Genomic DNA, 16816 nt, shown 5'->3' with positions numbered 1-16816 from the left:
GATCAAAGCGTCACTTGGGCGAACGTTCCAGGATCCTGTAATGATAGTTGGAGTGATGTGACAAGAAAACCTACAGACTGCAACTGAAAGGTTTATTGATAAACTAACTAGGTTATCCTAAATGCTGTTATTAGATTCCTACCTATATAGGAATGACCATGGACAGACTCTAGAATCTCCGAGCTGTACCTAGGCGCTTCAATTGAATGTTCTTAGTATGAATCGAACAACATACCAAAGAACACTTCGCGGGACTCAGGACTGCTGTCTCTATGAGTATGATATTCAACGTGAGATTTTATGTTCGCGGAAGGAGAAAGCTTGATGCTCCAAAGTGATTTAACTTGATTCGGAATTATAGAATATCGAACGTCGATGACTCGTGTCTTGTCATCAGGATCTTGTGCAACATATCCGTTAGAAAACCATCGAAAGCGTTCGATATCGATAGCTTGTTGTGAGTTAGGATCGAGCCAAGGAAAATCTCTATTCACATCAAGTTTAGGTACGGATTGTCCAGGGTATGTTTTCACTGTACTTCCTACTCTAACTGCATCGACATAATATCGATCGCTGGTTTCGTAGACTACTTTCCACAGTAATATGTTAGCAAAGCTCGGCTTGGCCTCTAGTTTAATCGGGGTATGCTGTCTTTCGTTAGCCAATTGCCAACCAGCTGCTTCCGCTCGGTCTCTTTGAATCATGCCTATCGTTGGGTACATAACAGCCCACAAAAAAGCCAATCGGGCTAACCATGTTTTACGCTTAAACGTTGCCAAAACGACCAGTATCAAAATAGGTAGCGTATAGATAGGATCAATGACCGAGACCGTGCTCCATGCATAACGCTCATTAGTAAACGGCCACAACAATTGAGTTCCATAACTAGTGCAAGAGTCTAATAATGCATGAGTGCTATAACCTAACGTGCAGTAAAGCCAACTTTGTTTAAAGGAAAGTCCATGTCTTTTCGCAATCAAAGGATGTAGCACCCACGCACAAATTAAGCTACCAATAGGGATGAAAAACAATGAATGTGTGAATTGGCGATGAAACTCTAAGAACAACAAAGGATCATCATGCGAACGAATAAGCACATCTAAGTCAGGGGACATTCCCGCGAGCAGACCCAATATACCAGCAACGACTATTTGTTTTTTTCTACTTAATGATTGAGACAAAGAGGCACCTAGCACTCCTTGGGATAATGGATCCATGATTAACTCATTGATTGCATTCAGCTCATGTATACAGCATAGATGCTGATTAGCTAGAAAATCGAGTGACTAGTGGTTTTTTATTTTATTGTCACTAACGAGGACACTGAGAAGAGTCCTTTTGATGCGGAAGCCACCATAATTAATCTGCTCTAAATATTCAAAGCTAAATCGCTTTGCAACAAACCTATGATTTTTCGGCTGAAACCTTACCATCTCGGCCAAAAAGGGTTATACATAACCTTATATAAGTCTAATAAATGAAAAAGTCATGACACTTAAGGAAATCATCCAAGTTCGCAATGTGCGCTACTTCTTAATGTTTCGAAGCAGCTATTTTGCGCGTTTTTATTATCCTGTTTTCACCCTGCTCTATCTGGATTACGGGTTAACACTGTCGCAGTTTGCAATGCTCAATGTGATTTGGGCTGCTACCATCGTTCTTGCGGAAGTACCATCAGGAGCCTTTGCCGACACTTTAGGTCGTAAGAAACTTGTCGTCTTATCCTCGATTATCATGTTCGTTGAGATCGCCATGATAGCCTTTGTCCCGACAGGTAATCCGAGTTTGGTATTCGCGGTATTTTTGGTTAACCGGATATTAAGTGGCTTAGCTATGGCCCTTGCTAGCGGTGCCGACGAAGCTTTGGCATACGACACCTTGAAAGAACAAGGTAAGGAAGAGGCATGGCCTCATGTATTGCAGATTCAAATACGAGTGGCCTCTGCAGTGGGTATCTTCGTTACGCTGATCGGGGCCGCTATGTATGATGTCGATGTCATGGGGTCTGTGTACCAATTGTTTGGATGGACAGCACCAGAGAGCACTCAAGACATTATGCGTATTCCGGTTTACGCCACTTTGATCGTAGCCATGGTCGCCATTTACGCAGCAATCAATATGCAAGAAGATAAAAAACCGATGCCCAAAAGCGGCGATAAGCTAGCAACAACGTTAGCAAGCTTAAACTTGACGCTCAGTACCGGTAAGTGGGTTATGTCTACACCTTATGTGTTGTTCATATTGCTCTACTACAGTCTTTTCGAGCACACCTCACGCATGTTTCTCACCATGAATAGTCAATATTATCGCGCTATCGACATTCCTATTATCTACATTGGATTCATTGGCGCTGGCGTGAGTATTTTTAAGATACTCTTTGCAGGACAAAGTCGTCGATTTGCCGAAAGTTTAGCCCCTAAGAAGTTCATCGTAATCATGGGTATAGCGACTATCGCGACCTACTACTTTATCAGTTTAGGTTGGTCGATTTACGGCGTAATTCCGGCACTAGTACTGATCTTTATCATCATGACGATGAACATCTTTATTAGTTACCACCTCAATAGAAAAACTGAATCACACAACCGCGCAACCGTTCTAAGCTTCAAAGGACTGATGTTTAACTTGGGATATGGTTCTATTGGCGTGCTATACGCGTACTACTACAAACTGGTTTCTCAAGGCTACAGCCAAGAGCAAGTTGAGCAAGGTGTCGACTTTATCGCTTCACTCTCCTCGTTCGTCTACTATTTCGCGTTTTTGTTTATCTTGATAAGTGTATGGTTTCATTTAAAGGATAGAAAAAAAGCAATTTTTGAATAACCTACACTACTTTTTCTATAGGCCACCATGCCTACAACCTCGACACGAACTGGCATTCTCTTATGAAAGAAATGCCAGTTTTGCGACTTGTGAGTGTTTGCTTATCTGTTAACCGTAAAGGTGTTGCTAGTAAGACAACATAACCGCTATTATTAACTTTATTATTTTGGTTTATCGAATTAGATAAAGATGAAAAAACACGAAGAACTGGTACAAGATTTAATAAGTAAGATCTGCAATAACGTTATCACTTATAAGCTGCCATCTGAGAGAGAGCTTGTAGATAAGTACCAACTATCACGTTTTTCTGTCAGAAAAGCCCTGTCAAAATTGGAAGCCATTGGCATTGTTAAACCAAAAACGGGTTCTGGTTATTATGTTAACACTTCTATTATCGGCTCTCCCTTAATCTACAATTCAATTACGGAAAACAGCTTCGAGCAAATTTCCTATAAGAAAGTGCAATTGAATAAACGGGTACCGACTATTCATGAGATGCAAGTCTTTACTATTGGAGAAGATGACTATTTATGGCATATCAAAAGGTTACGTTTAATCCAAAATAAAATCACACAGATAGAAGAAACGATCGTTCCGGTACATCTTTTTCCGAAAATGAACGACAGTATTATTGAGAGTTCACTGCAAAAATATGCGTTGTCGTTAGGTTTGAAGATTGACAGTTATCTAACCAACTATAAAGCAATTAACTTATCAACGGAGGATGCCAACATTTTACAATGTAAACGTACCACCGCTGCTATGAATATTACTAATCGCGGTTTTTTAACATCAGGTGAGGCTTTTATTGTTAGCGATGTTATTGATATAAATTATCAATGCACTTATCACACAAAATTCAATAATGAGAGTTTGCAATATCGAGATCAAAACGACCGCTAATTATAGCGGTCGATTTATTAAATAGTATTTAAACCTTATGGCGTATGAATACTGCCATCTGGAAGTCGGCTTTGAGTCCACTCATGAGGACGATATTCTACTGGGAAATCAAGTGCCGCAGCACGGTTGATTTCTACTCCGATGCCTATGTCTTCTGAAGCATAAAGAAAACCATTTCTAGGTTCAGCTGCATTAGGGAACACTTTTCTTGTGTTTTCTTTGTAATGCACATGCTCTTGAATTGCCGCGTTGTGAAGGTGCACATTTAGGTGAGTATTCACCGCTGCTCCAATTGGTGTCATATCTGGCGGACAGTGCCATGCAATACGAACACCGAAGCTTTCGCATAGATGGCCTAATTTCAAAGCAGGAGTGATACCACCGATCTGTGAAACATGGCAACGAATGAAATCAATACGACGATTAACAACGACTGACTTCCACTCTTCAGGGTTATTAAAAAGCTCCCCTAACGCTAGCGATACCGAGGTTTGGCTGCGTAGGTTATCCAACCATTCGGTTTGATTTGGCGGCAGAATATCTTCAATGAAATACGGTTGATATTGTTCAACTTGCTTGGCAAATTGCAACGCTTGATTAGGAAATAGCCGTTCATGTACATCATGAAGAATGTGGAATTTACGACCGTACTTTTCACGCAGTAAACGGAACATCTCTAATGTGTTATCCATATACTGGTCTTGGTCGTAGTATGAGCCTTCAGTTGGATTTTCTGTGGTGTGCATATTCTCTGGTACACCGCCATAAAATCCCAATTGGCAACGAATGTGTTTATAACCCTGCTCTAGGAATTGCTCAACTTGCTCATAAAGCCCTTCCATTGTGTCACTCGTTGCATGTGTATACACTTGAATGGCATCTCTAGATTTACCACCAAATAATTGATGTAACGGCATGTTAGCTAATTTGGCTTTAATATCCCAAAGAGCCATATCAACACCAGAAATAGCATTATTAATAACCGGACCATTACGCCAATAGGCATTGACCATCATCATTTGCCAAAGGTCTTCAATATTATTCGCATTCTTACCTAATAACAAAGGCTTAATATATTCATCAACCATAGTTTTAACAGCAAGTGGACGCTGTTGGAATGTCGCACATCCATAGCCTGTTACGCCGCTCTCGGTTTCTACAATCACAGTAATTAGATTGTGTCGGTCTGGCTTAGTAATTATACATTCAATGTTGGATATGATATTTTCTTTCACGGCGTAATAGCTCTATGTCAGTGGTTTTATTCTATATAACAGCGAAAAAAACCTTATTTCAAGCGCTAATTTTCGGTAAAAAGTAACTGGTTCGTTATTGCTAAACATTCGCTAAAAAAAACGAACCAATCGACGAATTTTGCTGAAAATTAACAATTTGCCGCACTTAATGTGACGGAAGTCTCTGTTTTTCCGATTGGGGTAAATATGAGTGATGGATATTATGTCCCCAACAAATAACGCAAGCACATAGGGACTCCTTAGATGCAACTTACTGAAACTAATAATGAAGTGAACTTGAATGCTCAAGCATCGAGTAACAAGAATAGCTTTAGCGACAACCTACAAATATTGGTTCAAGCACTTGGCGGCCAAGATAACATCATCAACATTACTCACTGCATGACTCGTCTTCGATTCAAGTTAGCAGATGAGACACTTGCTAAGAAAGAGCAGCTAGAAGCCATTTCTGGGGTCAAAGGGGTGGTTCTTGCTCAAGGTCAGACTCAAGTCGTCATCGGTGTAGATGTAGAAAAGTGGTACAACGCGCTATCAGGTGTTAGCAAAAGCAGTGATGAACCAGTGATTGAAGCTGAAAAAGGTAAGCTGTTCCAAAATGCAATGCGTATCGTTGCGGGCATTTTTGGCCCTGTGGTTCCTGCAATTGCTGGTGCGGGTATGTTGATGGGCCTTCTTTCTGGTTTAATTGCGACCAACGTTATTTCAGAATCTTCAGATACAGTGTACTTCTTCCGTTCGATTTCTACCGCTGTATTCTTCTTCCTACCAATGTTAGTGTCTTTTTCTGCCGCTAAAGTATTTAAAGTGAACGAATACATTGCATTGGCAGTTTCTTCCGCCATGCTTGCGCCTAAACTAGTAGAAAAAGCGGCGTTACTCAAAGACGCTGGTAGCGTTCCGGAGCTGACTGTACTTGGTGTGGTACCAATCGAACTGCTTAACTATGGCGGCGCAATCGTACCTGCTATCTTAGCGGTTTGGGTACTTTCAAAAGTGACACCATTTGTTGATCGATTCGTCCCTTCATCCGCCAAGCCAGTATTCACTCCCCTACTCGCCTTCACGGTCACTTCAACTATCGTATTGTCCCTGGTTGCCCCAGCTGGCATATGGTTAAGTAATGGCGCAGGTTGGGTGGTAAGCTCGCTATTAGAAATCTCTCCAACACTGACTGGCTTTGTATTTGGTTTAACTCGCCCAATCACCATCGTATTTGGTATTCACCACAGCATGACGCCAATCAGCTTGAATAACTTCGCGCTGTATGGAAAAGACTTGCTTATGCCAATAATGTGCTTGGGTAACCTCGCTATCGCGGGTGCTACGATGGCGGTATGGTATAAACAGCGTAAGAACGTTTCAAAAGAACAGTCTTCTGTTACCGTAGGTTCTGGTATCACTGCAATTCTTGGTATCACTGAGCCTGCACTCTTTGGTGTGTTGACTAAATACACTAAAGCACTGTTCATGGCGAGCCTAGCAGCAGGTATTGTTGGTGCGATCTCAGTAACTATCGACACGCATCTAACGAGCTACATTTTGTCTTCAGTATTTAGTTTGCCTGCATACCTAGCAAGCGGTACTCAAAACTTCATTCAAGCGGTTCTTGGCGTGATTGGTGTGTTTGCACTGGCATTTGCGTTGACGTTTATGTTTGTCAACGTTGATGACAAATAAAACGACTTATTAATCAAAAGGCTCATAGTAGTTATGCTATGAGCCTTTTTCTTTATCTAAACATAGCCAAATCATGCTTTCCTTAATTGTTTAAGCGCTTCATACATAGCTAATGCCGCAGGGCCCGTTCGTACGCCTTTTGGTAAGGTTAGGTGCAGTGGCACCTGATATTGATCTGACAGTGTCACATTAAGTACAACTAATTGTCCTTGATTACGGCTTTCAATAATATGCCTAGGAAGCCGACAAAAACCTACGCCACTTTCTACTGCTTTGAAAGCATGGTCAAAGTTATCAACCGTAATTCGCTGCTGCCCTTTTAACCATCCCACATCTTGCTTTGTCTTCCTGAGAGCGCTTTCACCTAGGTCGCGAATAACAATTTGAGTCACATTTGCTAGCTCTGAAAGCGACACTTTAACCGATGTTGCTAATGGGTGTGACTTCGACACTACTGGTAGCATAGTGGTGACAGAAAAAGCTTCTGCGGGATAATTAGTGATCGGCAGTGTGATAATCGCAATATCTGCAACTTCTTGTTTCACCACCTCTTCTGTCTTGGAGAGTGAAGTTTCGATGACCTGTACTGAGGTTGCACTATTGTTGGTAATGAAGCGACCCATCGCGTCATATAACAGCGAAGGATCACATAGGTGATCCATGGCCACCGTAATTTCTTGTTCCATTCCCGCCGATAACTGACCACTCAACAGCTCTAACTCTTTCACCTGATCAAGCATTGTATTTGCGCGACGCAATAGATCCCGACCATCTAATGTCAACACGGCTTTGCGTCCTTTCACTTCAAGCAACTCAATGCCTAATTGTTGCTCTAATTTTCGGATACCGTAAATCACTGTTGTGTGACTTTTGTTTAATGACAACGCTGCAGCTTGAATGCTTCCGGCTCTATCAATTTCGCGCAACGTCACCCATTGCTCCAAGGTCGTCCTAAATCTCATCTCGCCCTCACTTAAAATGTCAGTTTTTTCGACATTAGTTGGCAAAATTATGAACTTTTCTGTTTGTTTTTTGCAAGCAATAATCACCGTACGTAATCGGACATATTCACCTATTCAACTAATGGAGAATCTTCATGAAACTACTACAAGTCGACTTTGCGTTTTCAGGACCGTTTGGTAATGACATGGCCAACACACTAAAAGACCTCGCTCAATCCATTAATCAAGAGCCAGGTATGGTTTGGAAAATATGGACAGAAAATGCGGAAATGGGTATAGGCGGAGGTGTTTACTTGTTCCAAGACGAAACAACCGCTCAATCATACTTAACCATGCATACTGCCCGACTAAAGCAACTTGGTGTTGAAGAAGTTAGAGGCATTATTTTCGATATTAATACCCCTCTTACAGCAATCAACCATGGCCCGATTACACCGGTATAGGAGCACGTAATGCATTCTCGACTATTCCTGACCATACACGGTGTTATCTACTCACTGTTTGCCATTGCTTTATTCGTTATGCCTTCGATAATGTGGCCTGTATACGGAGTACAGATCAATGATCAATATGCATTGTTTCTTTCACAGCATACGAGCATTTTCTTAGGAGGAATTGCAGCGGTTAGCTTTATGATGCGCGGAGTGTCAGACTTATATGCCCAGTTTCAATTGATCAAAGCGTTGCTTATTACCAACTTACTCGGTGTTGTCATTACGACCTATGCAGGTATCACAGGAATATTCGTTGGCTTGGGATGGAGTGATCCACTGTTCTTTTTGGTTTTGAGTGTTATCACTTACATTCAGCTCAAACGACTAAACGTCACAGTAGACAATTAGTCCCCTAAAGCGCCATCTACTTTGTTAAACGTAGGTGGCGTCAAAATTCATTACGCTAATTTATATAATCATCTCATCATCTCCACCTCTAAACTATGTAACATAACCTTATGTTATCAAATACCTTTTTCTTAGTTGAATAACACTTAATCCACTATTAACGAACGCTATTTGTTCAACTCTAACGACAGAAATACTATTAGAAAAAACAGTTAGAGAGACCATTATGAACATCAAAAGCAGCCTTTTCATTTTATTTACTGCCATCTATTCAGCGACGTCGTTCGCTAACGTTATTGTCGATACAAAAGGTGTCGATATGGAAAAATACAACGCTGATATGTACGAATGCCAACAACTATCGACCCAGGTTCAAAGCAATCAAGTCGATAGTTTAGGTCGCGACGTTGTGGGAAGCACAGCCCGCACTGCAGCATTAGGCGCAGCAGGTACAGCCATTGCCGGCGGCCACGGTTCTAAAGGCGCCAAAGTTGGTGCAGGGGTTGGTCTGGTAGGTGGCTTACTCCACCACCGTGCTGAAGCACAATACAGTGAAGCCAAATATCAACACGATGTTGATAGTGTCATGAAACAGTGCATGGTTGGCCGCGGCTACAACGTTTTAAACTAAGGGGGAGACTATGAACCTCACTCTAGATTATGCATCACTGGCGATTTTGTTTGTTGTGCTTCTAATCCTGATCTATGGATTGATCATTTTGCACGATATTCCTTATGAGATTGCCAAAAAACGTAATCATCCACATGCCGATGCGATTCATGTTGCTGGTTGGATTAGTTTGTTTTTCCTCCATGTTATGTGGCCTGTGCTTTGGGTATGGGCAACCATGTATGACGGTGATAAACAACAGTGGTTAGGGGCTCGTTCAGCCCATTCCGATAAACAATATCAAGCATTAGTTGAACGCATTGATGCTCTTGAAAAATCAATCAAGGAGTAACGAAATGGAAACGCTCATCATCCTGAGTTACGCAGCACTTTGCGTTATTGTATTTAAAGCTTTTAAAGTGCCTAAAAATAAATGGACGCTAACAACGGCCAGCGTTATTGGGTTATTTATCGTAGGTTGGATCTTTCTCTATATGGCGATGTATCAACCAGTTTCTCGTATGGCTCGTTTATACAGCGTCACGACTCCTATCACATCACAAGTAGAGGGGTTAATTACCGATGTCTATGTGAAAGGCAACCAACAGGTGAAAGCTGGTGATCCACTTTATCAAATCGATAAAACGCCTTTCCAAGATAAAGTGAGCCGTATAGAAAGCGACATTCAACGAACATCTTCTGCCATTGAATTTTATGAATCGGAATTGGTTCGTTACCAGAAACTCGGTAAGAAAGGGTTTTCATCGCAAGAGAATATCGACAATATCGAAACTCAATTGTTGGAACAAAAAGCCAACCAAAGCAAATATCAATCTCAGTTAGAGTTAGCGAAATTTAACTTAGCGAAAACTACTGTAAAAGCGCCTACTGATGGCTACGTAACTCAAGTGGCACTTCGCCCAGGCATGAAAAGCCGTATTGTTCCATTTCAAGGTAATCTAACGTTCGTACATAAAGAAGACAAACAACTATTTGCTGCGTTTAAACAAGCGCCTGCGCGCTATATTAAAGCTGGTTATCCGGCAGAAGTGACCTTTAATACTATTCCAGGTCACGCGTATAAAGCCCATGTGGTACAGGTAAACGATATATTTGCTCAAGGTGCAATCACTCCATCTGGCATCATGAAGTATCCAGAACAGATACCTCATAACGGTAGGATCTTAGTAAAAGTTGAATTGGACAACCCGTCACTTTTGCAAGGTATGCCAATACCTTCAGGTACTGATGCTCATGTTGCGGTTTATTCACCTAAATGGGAGATGTTCAGTATTGTCCGTAAAGTGATTTTAAGAATGCAAAGTTGGCAGAACTGGTTATTTGAAGGTTAACTTTATTATTCAGGGACATATATACCCAACACGACTTCAATCACAAAGAGAGGGCTGTTTTCAGCCCTTCATAATTACATAGAAGGGCGACTTAATGGCACTTTCAACCAAACAGCAAGGCGTAGCCAAAGGCATGGGGCTGGCTTTGTTCCTTTCATTGGCATCCATAGGCTATGCGATTTATTCAAACCCATTGAGTTTTGATGACAATACAAATCGCTTCGAAGTTCTGTCTTACTCGTTTATTCTACCAACGTTATTTCTACTCATATCCATTGGGCGACTAGCTAAACATCGTTTTTTTAGCGCAGAAGATATTGATGGTAGTGGCCTCACTCAAGGCTCACAACAAGCACGTATCTTACAGAGCATCATACAGAACACCCTTGAACAACTTGTCATAGCACTACCCATCTACTTTGCATGGAGTACACTGGCGCCCAGCCTTTGGCTTTCTGCGGTTCCAATATGCTCAGCTCTTTTCCTTTTAGGTCGAATCCTGTTTGCAATTGGCTATAAGCACGGCGCACCAGCACGCTCATTTGGCTTCGCACTAACCTTTTATTCGTCAGCAGTGTTATTGCTAACCTTACTCACTGCCGTCATTTTCTAACTACTTTTCGTCAGCATTCACACCAAAAAGCGACCGCTGTTAGGTCGCTATCTAATTGAGATCTTGTAAAGTCGCTTTACTGTCTACAGGTCAAGCGATGACACTATCGCTTGCCGAAACCACTCATGTCCTTTGTCGTTTTTTTGGGACTGATGCCACGTCATGTAAACCGGAACTTTCTGAGTTTCAAATGGTATTGGAAAGACATTTAGTCCTAGAGACTCTGCAAGCTGTTCCGCTTGCCATTGACCACTGACAGCAAGCCAATCTGTTTGTGCAGCCATAACCAACGCCGTCGCACCAGAGCCCGTGGAATATGCGACTTGTCGTGGCGGAAGCGCGACGTCAATCGCTACAGAGTCCAGTGTATTGGTATTAAGACGTTGAGTTTTCCAAGTAATGTGGCTTTCTCTAAGAAAATCCTCCATCGTCAATTCACTTTGTATCCTTGGATGATCTTTACTTACGGTAACCACCAACTCTTGATCAAAGAGTACCTCATTGTGGTAGCCCCTATCCTCTAATGGCACCGTCGCTAATATTACGTCCACACGACGACGCCTCAGGTCGTCGTGTCGGTCTTGCTCATTCAAATGTTCAATGTCTGCCTGTATGGTGACATTCGGTGCATGCACATTTTTATAGCGAACCAAAGGGGGGACAACGATTAGGTCGATGTCTTTATGGCTAGAAATGCGAAAGGTACGTTGGCTTAACTCAGGATCAAAGTCTTGACGTGATTTGGACCCATTCAGCAACAGGCTAAGCGGCTCTTGAATCTCGTTGTGAAGCTCAATAGCAAAATTAGTAGGTACGATGCCTCTTCCCTGACGAATAAATAGCGGGTCTTGATATTCATCTCTAAGCCTATTTAGCGCATGACTGACCGCTGGAGCAGTGATGTTGAGAACTTCGGCCGCTTCGTTCACACTTTTCGACTTAATAACCGCGTCAAAGGTTTTAAGGAGATTTAGATCCATTATTTCCGCTCTATCTGTCTGATTCGCCTAAATTAAACATAGTCCATTCAAATCAAATTACGAATGACTAATTGCGGAAACAAAAAGACAGCTATTAGTTATAGCTGTCTTTACACGTGGTGAGTCAATGATTTCTGTTTATTTGAAGTCAGCATTATGGTGTGGACTGAGGGCTTTTTTCTACTCTATACAAGGTGTCTTCTAACAACGCGATGGTTTCCTTATCGAGCTCTGTCGCCTCATCAAAAAGCCTCACGTATTCCATATTTGCTTCACTTTTTGCTTCCAAAGAAAAGCTAGGATAAAGGTTTAACGAAGAAAGGTAGAGGTCATCAATGACGTTCATGAAAGACTTCGACAAACTTGTCGGCTCATCTGATATACCCATTAATAGTTGCGCGAACTCGCCTGCTACAGCCTGTTGGCGGTTAATTAGCTCTTTCAAATGAGTCAGTTCTTTATTGGAAGAATCACTTTGCACTAGTTTACTTTCGATGGTACTCAAGCATTGAGCCAATGATGATTTTTGTGCTAGTGACAAATCCAAGTAATGCCCAAGTCGATCATAAGTGACATTGCGCATAGGGAAACCACAACATTGTAGCTCTCCGCGACTTTTGCTGGTAAGCATGACACGTTGACGACAACGACCACACTCCAATAGGTCATAGGTTAAGTTATGGCTACTCATCGTGCTCCACCTCCAATGAATGATCTCTAAGCTCTCTTTTTGCTTTCGTTTTTTGTTTCTGAAGTTTATGCGTCATAGCAGAAAATGCTTCAGCCGCGACATGGTATAACTCATCACCAGAGTGTTTAACGAAACACCATTGATGCTCAGCGTGAACTTTAAGCTCAACATCATATTGCCCATAAGAGCGGTGGTGGATTATCGAGACGAAAATCTCCGTTGCCTGAGGGTGCACTGCGAATAAATGGTCCGCTTTGGTGACACAATGTGAACGCATGCTTTCCGATAAAACAATGCTTTGTGTGTTAAAATGAATGTTCATGATACTTACCTTTTAAGCTTTGGTTTAATAATAATTACGGTGTTATTTGGATCCTAAAGTCCGGTACCCACTTGAAAATAGAGCGCATTGTCTTCTTCACTTTTCGCGACATCTATTCCTACTTTTAAGCCGTAACGACGAGCGATCAAATAACGAAAGCCCACTCCGTAGGCGTAGTGATTTCCGTCACTAAATAGCTCATTAGTCGCATCGGTAGCAGAACCAACCCCGGCAAATACCGAACTCGACCAGCGGTTTGTGAAGCTATAAGTGACCTGTGATTCGATTGAAGCTGTTGAAGTGCCTTGATATCGATTTCTAGCAATACCTCTAAGCTCGATATCAGGGTACGCCGGAGGAGGCAGCAACCTCTCATCCGTCGATAAAGTGTTGTACTTACCCTTCAATGCCACATTCCATTTTTGACTAACGGGGAAATATTGTGTGCCTTCTGCGGCAAATGTTTGAAAGTCGTAGTCACTACCAAGGTGCTCACTGAATACCATGTATTCCGCTTTATAATCTCCACCTTCCGTTGGATATAAGAAGTTGTTTTTGGTGTCATATTCAGCAATCGCCCCCAGACCTGATACCGTCGGCGTCATATTCAACCACCGATTAGCCACCTGATTCGCTTTGCTTGGCTCCACAATACTCAGTTCTGGGGAAACGAACTTTTGACTCACACCAACTAAGACGGGTGATTTACCAACTCGAAACTGCAACTTCTGGATAACACCATATCCATTCATGCCCATTTCAAAACCTGATGCGTCATCTTTCGCAAACGGAGCATAGAAATTCATATGAATGTCACCATAAAAGGCGCCGCCTAAATAGCGAATGCTGTCTTTGTTCCAGGTATGCCTATGACCGATAAAACCCGCCCACGTACCATTTTGAGTACCAAACACCCCTGCAACGGTAATCGCTGGAGTAAGAAGCTTGGCTCCACCATCAAGTGACTTTAGGGCTAATTCTTTACGCTTCTTTTTTTGAGCATCAGATTCATGCAAGAATACTCCCATCATTCCACCGCCATACCCCACCGCAGGTTCAGTGATCAGAATGGGCACAGGGAGGAAGCCATACGCGTTTTCCGCTAAGTAGTCTCCCATGTCCAACTGACCATCAATTGGGTCTGTGAAAGATGTAGCTTGAGCACTAGTACCAATTAGCGTTAGTGAGAGTAAAAATAAAGAATTAGCGAGTTTCATTGGAGCCTACTTAAACAATCTTCTTAACTTACTTAGTGGACGTTCTCAAAACGACTCGACTAAAACTGATAGTTGAACTCGACACGTTGATCACCATCGAAATAGGATTGAGCGTGCGTCCAGTTAGCAAAGTAACGAACGTTAAAACGTGGAGTGAACTGGTAAGAAACTACAAACTCATTAGTAAAAACAGAACCTGCATCCGTCCAAGCTTGCGAGCCCGCTAAAGGCGTGACCCACATCGGGTTATAGTTAACCCACAACTTGTCTGTAATTGAATATTTGCTATAGCCACCAACAACGGCATAGACGCCAGGTAAGGTATATCCGATGTATTGATCGTCTGGGTTCACTTGGCCTGAAGATACCTGTTCAACTTTATCACCAGTAAACTTGCCGTTTTTGACCTGAACGCCGACACCAGCTAATGGATAAAGTTGTAACCCACCCCATTTAGGTAGCGCTTGGATAAAACTATAAGAGGTGTTCAATGCTTCTTGTTCGACGTTGTAATTCAAATCAATTTGTCGACCAAGACCGTTTGTCGTGTTAATGGTGAAATTACGGAAACGAACTGAGTCGACAGAATCATCGCGTTCTGAAGTACCAGACCAACCTAATGAGCTACCGGCAAAGCCTTTAATCTCCAATACGTTCATAGCCATCGTGTCGTCATTCCCGGTGTCATAAGCTCGACCGATTTTTACGTTTAAGCCTTTATCCGTCAGCCCTGCTCCCGCTTGTGTGTACACTGCTAAAGGGTCAGACATGTCTTGTACACCATCGCTTGCGTTAGCAGCGACCGCGTTTGAAACAAAGCCAGACATTAGCGTTGTCATAACAAGGGTGGAAAGAAGGTTTTTTGATTTCATCGGATAAATTCTCGTAGTGATTAACTGTTGATGAGAATCTTAAGGATTAGCCGATATATGATCGATGGAGGAGAGTTTAATAGTGGATTTAGTCTGGTTTAATCAATATTAAAATCAACTAAAACACTTTACTATCAGCGCTTTAGCTTTGTAACATTCGGAAGGATTACAAATGATTATTATCGTCTGATGCAGGAAGTACATCCACGACAAGCTGAACGAGTATGTGGATCGAGTCGTCCCCTTTGAACTTTGCAGTAGGCATTGCGAAGGACTCGTCTTGCGGCAAACCAGTCTTCTGGCTTTTGCATAATCAAGTAGCCATTGAACCGTTTTAATAAAGGTAAGCGATACTCTTCGACAAATTTACTGTCAAACTCAACCTCAAAGTACTCGAACACCTGCTCGATAGAGGTAAATTCGGTAAGCTTGCTTTGAATGTCAGTGAAACTCATCGGTCCTAGGTCTACAAAAATTAATACAAATGAACAGGCAAAGGATTGTACTAAAGCTGCGTTTGGTTGTCACAAAAGTAAAAAAGCCCAAAGCACATCTCGGCGCTTTGGGCTTAAATACAACAAATAACAATTACGCGTGGTACTCTGGGTAATCTAATAGGCCCACTTCGTTACCACCAAACAAAGTATTTGGATTATGCTCTGCTAGCGGATAACCGTGTTCTAGGCGACTCGGTAAGTCAGGGTTGGCGATAAACGGACGACCAAAACCTACCATATCAGTAATACCGTCAGACAGTGCTTTTTCGGCTTTCTCTTGGTTGTAGCGACCAGCGTAAATGATCGTACCTTGGTACGCTTCTCTTACTGCGGTTTTAAATTCCGCTGGTGTGTCTGGGGCATCATCCCAATCGACTTCTGCAATGTGCATATAGACTACGTGGTGTTTTTCCAATACGCGAGCCGCAGCAGTGTAAGTATCAATTGGCGTTTTATCGACTGTGCCGTTAAGTGAAGTAAATGGCGCAAGACGAACACCTACTTTGTCGGCACCAATCGCATCTACGACAGCTGCGACGACTTCATCTAAAAAGCGAAGACGATTTTCGATTGGACCACCGTATTCGTCATCACGGTTGTTTGCTTCAGAGTCAATAAATTGGTTGATTAAATAGCCGTTTGCACCATGCAATTCGATACCATCAAAACCAGCCTCGATCGCATTTAGTGCTGCTTGACGGTATTGACCAACGACTTCTTGAATATCTTCTTTTGTCATCGCACGAGGCTCGACCACATCAACAAAGCCAGGTTCGTTCGAGCCATTATCCACAAATACTTTTACGTTTTCAGCTTTTAGAGCCGAAGATGAGATAGGCTGCTTGCCACCAATATTGTCTGGATGTGTGACGCGACCAACGTGCCAAAGCTGAGCAAAGATAGCTCCGTCTTTTGCGTGTACGGCATCAGTGACTTTTTTCCAACCCGCGATTTGCTCGTCTGAATAAATACCAGGAGTCCAAGCATAACCTTGTCCCATTGGTGAAATTTGTGTGCCTTCGGCAACGATTAAACCAGCAGACGCGCGCTGTGCGTAGTATTCGGCCATCATATCGTTAGCAGAGTTACCAGGTTGAGTCGCACGAGAGCGAGTCATAGGTGGCATTACGATGCGGTTTTTTAGTGTTAATGAACCAAGCTGAATTGGTTGAAACATTGAATCTGTCATTGCGATACCC

The 16816-nt window shown here is 42.3% G+C and carries 19 protein-coding genes; 9 read left to right on the top strand and 10 right to left on the bottom strand.

All coding sequences use genetic code 11. The annotated features are described in order from the left end of the window. Window positions 1-212: 212 nt before the first annotated feature. On the bottom strand, window positions 213-1217 hold the full coding sequence (locus OH456_RS03535; protein ID WP_252039927.1) for a metal-dependent hydrolase: 1005 nt from the start codon (window positions 1215-1217) through the stop codon (window positions 213-215). 271 nt (window positions 1218-1488) lie between these two features. Between OH456_RS03535 and OH456_RS03530 the strand changes: the two genes are divergently transcribed. Together OH456_RS03530 and OH456_RS03525 are read left to right on the top strand one after the other, a co-directional pair. Further along, a complete protein-coding gene (locus OH456_RS03530) occupies window positions 1489-2823 on the top strand; it encodes an MFS transporter (RefSeq protein WP_270032807.1) in 1335 nt (444 codons plus the stop codon). Between the two features lie 189 nt (window positions 2824-3012). Continuing rightward, window positions 3013-3726, top strand: coding sequence for a GntR family transcriptional regulator (locus tag OH456_RS03525; protein ID WP_006069428.1), 714 nt, complete (start codon window positions 3013-3015; stop codon window positions 3724-3726). Between the two features lie 35 nt (window positions 3727-3761). Here OH456_RS03525 and OH456_RS03520 read toward each other — a convergent pair whose 3' ends face one another. Further along, window positions 3762-4961, bottom strand: a complete 1200-nt coding sequence (locus OH456_RS03520) for an enolase C-terminal domain-like protein (protein ID WP_006069427.1) — start codon at window positions 4959-4961, stop codon at window positions 3762-3764. Between the two features lie 264 nt (window positions 4962-5225). On the opposite strand from OH456_RS03520, the gene OH456_RS03515 reads away from it, so the two are divergent. After that, window positions 5226-6659, top strand: coding sequence for a PTS transporter subunit EIIC (locus OH456_RS03515; protein ID WP_270032806.1), 1434 nt, complete (start codon window positions 5226-5228; stop codon window positions 6657-6659). Window positions 6660-6730: 71 nt separating this feature from the next. Here the strand turns inward: OH456_RS03515 and OH456_RS03510 are convergent, their stop codons facing one another. Next, a complete protein-coding gene (locus OH456_RS03510) occupies window positions 6731-7621 on the bottom strand; it encodes a LysR family transcriptional regulator (protein ID WP_270032805.1) in 891 nt (296 codons plus the stop codon). A gap of 134 nt (window positions 7622-7755) precedes the next feature. On the opposite strand from OH456_RS03510, the gene OH456_RS03505 reads away from it, so the two are divergent. The 6 genes from OH456_RS03505 (at window position 7756) to OH456_RS03480 (ending at window position 11038) form a co-directional block, all read left to right on the top strand. Continuing rightward, on the top strand, window positions 7756-8064 hold the full coding sequence (locus OH456_RS03505) for a monooxygenase (RefSeq protein ID WP_270032804.1): 309 nt from the start codon (window positions 7756-7758) through the stop codon (window positions 8062-8064). Between the two features lie 9 nt (window positions 8065-8073). After that, window positions 8074-8463, top strand: a complete 390-nt coding sequence (locus OH456_RS03500) for a hypothetical protein (RefSeq protein ID WP_270032803.1) — start codon at window positions 8074-8076, stop codon at window positions 8461-8463. Between the two features lie 226 nt (window positions 8464-8689). Further along, on the top strand, window positions 8690-9094 hold the full coding sequence (locus OH456_RS03495; protein WP_006069422.1) for a glycine zipper family protein: 405 nt from the start codon (window positions 8690-8692) through the stop codon (window positions 9092-9094). 10 nt (window positions 9095-9104) lie between these two features. Further along, complete coding sequence (locus tag OH456_RS03490; protein ID WP_038227107.1) at window positions 9105-9425, top strand: DUF3302 domain-containing protein; 321 nt, start codon at window positions 9105-9107, stop codon at window positions 9423-9425. A 4-nt stretch (window positions 9426-9429) separates the two neighbouring features. Then, a complete protein-coding gene (locus OH456_RS03485; RefSeq protein WP_006069420.1) occupies window positions 9430-10425 on the top strand; it encodes an HlyD family secretion protein in 996 nt (331 codons plus the stop codon). 94 nt (window positions 10426-10519) lie between these two features. Then, window positions 10520-11038 (top strand): MAPEG family protein, encoded by a 519-nt coding sequence (locus OH456_RS03480; RefSeq protein ID WP_270032802.1) that lies wholly within the window; start codon window positions 10520-10522, stop codon window positions 11036-11038. 83 nt (window positions 11039-11121) lie between these two features. Here OH456_RS03480 and OH456_RS03475 read toward each other — a convergent pair whose 3' ends face one another. The 7 genes from OH456_RS03475 to OH456_RS03445 all read right to left on the bottom strand — a co-directional run bounded on the left by OH456_RS03475 (window position 11122) and on the right by OH456_RS03445 (window position 16806). Further along, a complete protein-coding gene (locus OH456_RS03475) occupies window positions 11122-12018 on the bottom strand; it encodes a LysR substrate-binding domain-containing protein (RefSeq protein ID WP_006069418.1) in 897 nt (298 codons plus the stop codon). A 154-nt stretch (window positions 12019-12172) separates the two neighbouring features. Next, window positions 12173-12709, bottom strand: a complete 537-nt coding sequence (locus tag OH456_RS03470) for a hypothetical protein (RefSeq protein ID WP_270032801.1) — start codon at window positions 12707-12709, stop codon at window positions 12173-12175. Continuing rightward, complete coding sequence (locus OH456_RS03465) at window positions 12702-13031, bottom strand: HPF/RaiA family ribosome-associated protein (protein WP_270032800.1); 330 nt, start codon at window positions 13029-13031, stop codon at window positions 12702-12704. The genes OH456_RS03470 and OH456_RS03465 overlap by 8 nt, the downstream gene beginning before the upstream one ends. A gap of 53 nt (window positions 13032-13084) precedes the next feature. Then, window positions 13085-14248 carry a BamA/TamA family outer membrane protein gene (locus tag OH456_RS03460; RefSeq protein ID WP_270032799.1) on the bottom strand — a complete coding sequence of 388 codons (1164 nt, stop codon included), beginning with the start codon at window positions 14246-14248 and terminating at the stop codon, window positions 13085-13087. Window positions 14249-14307: 59 nt separating this feature from the next. Continuing rightward, on the bottom strand, window positions 14308-15120 hold the full coding sequence (locus OH456_RS03455) for a hypothetical protein (RefSeq protein ID WP_270032798.1): 813 nt from the start codon (window positions 15118-15120) through the stop codon (window positions 14308-14310). Window positions 15121-15299: 179 nt separating this feature from the next. After that, window positions 15300-15575: a nitrogenase-stabilizing/protective protein NifW gene (locus tag OH456_RS03450; protein ID WP_031493892.1), complete on the bottom strand. Its 276-nt coding sequence runs from the start codon at window positions 15573-15575 to the stop codon at window positions 15300-15302. 133 nt (window positions 15576-15708) lie between these two features. Next, window positions 15709-16806 (bottom strand): alkene reductase, encoded by a 1098-nt coding sequence (locus tag OH456_RS03445; RefSeq protein ID WP_006069412.1) that lies wholly within the window; start codon window positions 16804-16806, stop codon window positions 15709-15711. Between the last annotated feature and the right edge of the window lie 10 nt (window positions 16807-16816).

This window comes from Vibrio sp. La 4.2.2 (assembly GCF_027586995.1).
GTDB lineage: Bacteria > Pseudomonadota > Gammaproteobacteria > Enterobacterales > Vibrionaceae > Vibrio > Vibrio mediterranei.
This window is presented reverse-complemented; position numbering and strand designations above follow the sequence as displayed.